Source organism: Candidatus Methylomirabilis sp. (genome assembly GCA_036000645.1).
Classification (GTDB): Bacteria; Methylomirabilota; Methylomirabilia; order Methylomirabilales; family JACPAU01; genus JACPAU01.
On the sequence record DASYVA010000070.1, the window covers coordinates 1 to 4,191 of the forward strand.

General features: G+C 69.6%; 7 protein-coding genes. All 7 read right to left on the reverse strand.

What is annotated here, in order from left to right:
• On the reverse strand, nt 1–220 hold a 220-nt coding region (locus VGT06_04215; protein ID HEV8662334.1), incomplete at its 3' end, for a hypothetical protein.
• Complete coding sequence (locus VGT06_04220) at nt 220–1,299, reverse strand: CheR family methyltransferase (protein HEV8662335.1); 1,080 nt, start codon at nt 1,297–1,299, stop codon at nt 220–222. The genes VGT06_04215 and VGT06_04220, both read right to left, overlap by 1 nt.
• A complete protein-coding gene (locus VGT06_04225) occupies nt 1,191–1,610 on the reverse strand; it encodes a hypothetical protein (GenBank protein ID HEV8662336.1) in 420 nt (139 codons plus the stop codon). Before VGT06_04225 ends, VGT06_04220 begins: the two co-directional genes overlap by 109 nt.
• Nucleotides 1,607–2,110: a chemotaxis protein CheW gene (locus tag VGT06_04230; protein ID HEV8662337.1), complete on the reverse strand. Its 504-nt coding sequence runs from the start codon at nt 2,108–2,110 to the stop codon at nt 1,607–1,609. The genes VGT06_04225 and VGT06_04230 overlap by 4 nt, the downstream gene beginning before the upstream one ends.
• 88 nt (nt 2,111–2,198) lie before the next feature.
• Nucleotides 2,199–3,341 carry a sigma 54-interacting transcriptional regulator gene (locus VGT06_04235; protein ID HEV8662338.1) on the reverse strand — a complete coding sequence of 381 codons (1,143 nt, stop codon included), beginning with the start codon at nt 3,339–3,341 and terminating at the stop codon, nt 2,199–2,201.
• A 44-nt stretch (nt 3,342–3,385) separates the two neighbouring features.
• Nucleotides 3,386–3,817, reverse strand: a complete 432-nt coding sequence (locus VGT06_04240; protein ID HEV8662339.1) for a response regulator transcription factor — start codon at nt 3,815–3,817, stop codon at nt 3,386–3,388.
• Nucleotides 3,818–4,037: 220 nt separating this feature from the next.
• Entirely contained in the window at nt 4,038–4,178 is a 141-nt protein-coding gene (locus tag VGT06_04245) for a LuxR C-terminal-related transcriptional regulator (protein ID HEV8662340.1), read from the reverse strand.
• Nucleotides 4,179–4,191: the final 13 nt, after the last annotated feature.

Here is a 4,191-nt window from a genome sequence, read left to right on the forward strand (position 1 = left end):
TCCCGTAGCGCTCCCCCGCGAGAGAGAAGACCAAGAGGTCCAGCATGGCGGTGGCGGTCGGAGCCGAGTCCAGGGGTCGCGCCAGCGCCTTCGCCCTCTCCTCCAAGATTTGCTTGACCGTTTCTGGTGAACGCTCCCCGCCGGCCTCGAGGGCCCGCCGAACCTGCTCCAGGTGGACATACACCTGCTGCCAACTGATCGCCCGCCGCGGTGCTTCCATCACCGGACCTCCAGATATGCCCGGGCCATCTCCAGGAGGCGGCCCGCCGTCAGGCCGTCGCTGCCGGGTACTGGCTCATCGTGCGGCACCGAGGTCAACAGGCGCACTACGGTCTCCATGGAGCGCTGCCCCCGCCTGCGCTTCGCTTGGCGGAGCAGGAGGCTCCCCTGGAGGAAGTGGGCCGGTGCGAACTCCGGGGCCAGGTAGATGGCCCGGCGAAGCGCTTCCAGGGCCGCGGGGACTTCTCCCCGCTCCTGACAGATCGCTGCCAGCAGGAAGTGCGTCTCCGGGTTGAGGCGATCTCGCCCCACTGCGGCCTGACAGAGATGGCGGGCCTGCTCCAGGTCGCCCCGGTCTGCCAGGGTGCGGGCTCGCCGGAGGAGAGTAGCTGGGTCCGGCAGGTCTTCGGCCTGCGCCGTGGAGGGGGAGGGGACCGGCGCCTGCGGCGTGGCCGCCGCTTCCAGCGCGGGCGCAAAGGGGAAAGGATCCGGGTGGGCGGGGAAGCCTGTCTCGGGCTGCCAGCTCGCGACCGGCGGACTGAAGGAAGCGGACTCCTTCCTGTAGAAAATGGCGCCGGGGAAATTGACGGGAACCAACGGGTGGAGGAGCTCGGTGGAAGCCTCGGCCGGGTTCACCACCAGCCATCCTCCCGGCACCAGCGCCATCCGGAGCCGTGTGACCGCCGCGTGTTGCGCCTCACGGGTGAAGTACATGAGCACGTTGCGGCAGACGATCAGATCCATGGCGGCAGTGTTTGTCACCATGGCCGGGTAGGTCCCCTCGGCGAGATTGAGCGGTGCAAAGGCGACCATCCGCCGAATCCTCGTGTCGAGCTCGAAGGTTCCCCCGCCCCGGGAGTGGAAGTACCGATCTCGGATCCAGGCGGGCGTGTCCCGGAGGGCCCACTCCCGGTAGCGCCTCTGCTGGGCCGCCTCCAGGGCGTCGGGGTTGATGTCGCTGGCCAGGATGGTCAAAGCCCACTCGGAGCGGTCGGGCAGCAGGCGATCCAGCAGGATGGCAAGCGAGTACGGCTCCTCCCCGGTGGCGCACCCGGCGCTCCAGAGCCGAAGGCGCAGGATGCCCTCTGCACGGCGGGTCGCGATGAGGGGGGGAGGACCTGCTGCTCCAGCGCCTCGAAGCAGGAGCGGTCGCGGAAGAAGTAGGTCTCGCCCACCGTGAGATGGCTGGCGAGCCGCCTCCACTCCGGGCTCTCGTCCGGCAAGTTCGCCAGCCAGGCCAGGTAGGCTTCCGGCGCCGGGACCGCTGCGGCGCGCCAGGCCCGGGCCAGGCCCCGTTCCAGGTCCGCCTGGCGACGTTCCGGGAAGTCCAGGCCCAAGCGGGTGGCAATGAGGGTCCGTGCCTGACGGCACACCTCCACCGATAGGCTCACCGCCGAATCTCCTGGAGCGCTTCTGTCAGGACGTGCTCTTCATCCAGAGAGAGGAAGGCGTCCAGGTCCTGGATGAAGAGCAGGCCGTCTTCGAGCGCCGCGATCCCCGCAACGTGACCGATGCCCGGGAGAACCCGCCCGGGCTCCGCCACGGCCTCCGCTGGCACTTCCCTGACGCCCAGAACCTCGTCGACCGGCAGTGCCACAGTGCGGCGTATTGTGCGCGCCACCACGAGATGGGCGCTCGGGCCGTAGTCGCGGGGAGGGAGGCCGAATCGGCGGCGGATATCGAGGACCGGGATCACCGTGCCGTGGAGGTTGATCACGCCGAGGGCGACGTCCGGAGCTTTCGGCAGGGGCGACACAGCTACCATTGGCAGGATCCGCTCCGTCGCGGGCAGGGGAAGGGCGTAGCGCTGCGCCTCGATGGTGAAAACGACGAGCCCAAGCACCGAGCTCTGGGGGGTGGTACCGACGGAGCCACTGCGCGTTGGCGTCATGGCCGTCGCTCGGGGCACCGGCGGGGCTGCCAGGATTGCGGCCGCGAGGCGGGCCGTGGGCGTAAAGAAGCAGGCGTGGGAGGGAGCGTTAGCAGGTCCGGTACTCCTTCATCCGCCGGGTGACCGTCCGGCGGGAGATGCCCAGGGCCCGGGCGGCCTTGTCCGGGTCGTTGCGGTGGAGGCGCAGGGCCCGCAGGATGAGCTCCTGTTCCACTTCGGCAAGGGTGGGGAGCCGCTCCGCGGGGTGGGCAGGCTTCCCGGCGGGGGAGAGGTCCGGGAGATCTGCCACCGTAATCTGGCCGGTGGCCCCAAGCGCGTACGCGCGCTCGAGGAGGTTCTCCAGCTCGCGCACGTTCCCGGGGAAGTGGTAGGCCATCAGCGCGGCCATCGCCTCGGGGCTCGCCCCCTGCACGTCCCGCCCGAACCGCTCGTTGAACTGCCGGAGGAAGTGGGCGACCAGCGCGGGGACGTCCGACTTCCGCTCCCGGAGGGGGGGGATCACGATCCGGATGACGTTGAGCCGGTAGAAGAGGTCCACCCGGAAGCTCCCCTCCCGGAGGGCATCCTCCAGCCGCCGGTTGCTGGCGGCGATGATGCGGACGTCCACCGGGTGCATCCGGGTGGAGCCGACGGGGCGGACCCGCTTCTCGTCGAGCACCCGGAGGAGCTTGATCTGGAGCCGCGGCGGGAGCTCGGCGACCTCGTCGAGGAAGAGGGTACCGCTGTGGGCCGAGCGGAGGAGTCCCAGGGTATCGTTCACGGCCCCGGTGAAGGCGCCGCGGACGTGGCCGAAGAACTCCGACTCCAGGAGGTCGGGGGGGATGGCGCCGCAGTTGACCGCGACGAACGGCCGGCGGCCGCGGGGGGAACCCCGGTGGATGGCCGCCGCCACGAGCTCCTTGCCGGTGCCGCTCTCCCCCTCGATCAGGACCGGCGAGGCGGTCGCGGCGATCCGGGGGATCATCTCCTTGACGCGCGTCATCTGGGGAGAGACCCCCACCAACTCTTTGTCGCTCGCCGGGAGGCGGTCCCCGAGGAGGCTGGGGAGCGTGCTCGGGCTTTCGCGCCGCGCACGCCAGGCCTCCAGGCTGGAGCCCTCCCGGCCGTCGTCGCCGGCCCCGTTGCCCCCCGGCGCCGCCGGGGGACGGGCCTGCGGGGCGGCCGGCTCCGTGACCCCGTCAGGTGACGTTTCGGCGCGCGGTACTTCGTGGGGAAGTTCGAGCTCGCTCATGCCTCGTCTCCAGCCCTCTGCAAGCAGGCCTCCTCGTTTCCTTCTCAGCGCTGGTCTCCCTCCCGAGCGCTCTTGCTTCGATGGGCTTGTCTGGGGGTACCGGCGAGGGCCACCCGCGTGATCGCCGGCACCAGGGCGGTGGTCAGGTCGGTCTTGGAGACGAACTCGTCCGCCCCCGCGTCGAGGGCCGCCTGCCGGTACCTGATCGGGTCGAGCAGGGTGAGCGCGATGATGCCGACGTCGGGGAGGATCCGCCGCAGGCGGGGGATGGCCTTCAATCCGGTGAGATTGGGCATAGCCAGGTCGAGCAGGACCGTTTGCGGCTGAAGGGCGCGTGCTTGCGCCAGGCCCTCTTCGCTCCCGTTGGCTGTGCCGACCACGGTCACCTCGCTCTGGTGGTGCTGCTGCAGAAACTCTTGAAGAATGCGCAGGAAGGTAGAATTGTCGTCCACGAGCAGGACGGAAATCGGCATCATGCCTTCCTCTCCGAGAGCCGGGCCGGTCCCTGGAAGGAGGGACAAGAGCCAAAGTATCGAATGGGCAGGCGCATGCTGTCTATCCGGAGCCCTACGGAGTTCGCCCGCAAAAGTCCCGTATTTTTCGCAGCGAGAAGCTCGTATTGTCCACCAGGACTCAGGTGCCGTGGCTGGGGCTGACCGGGAGGAGGAGAGCGGGGCGGACGAGCCTACTGTGCGATCACCTTTCTTCTACGGCGAGAATCCCCCGCCGGAGGGCGTACCGGATCAGGTCGGTCTGGGTCTTGAGGCGGAGCTTGCGCATCAGGTTGGCCCGGTGGGTCTCCGCCGTACGCGGGCTGATCCCGAGCCGGGCCGCGATCTCGGCGTGGCTG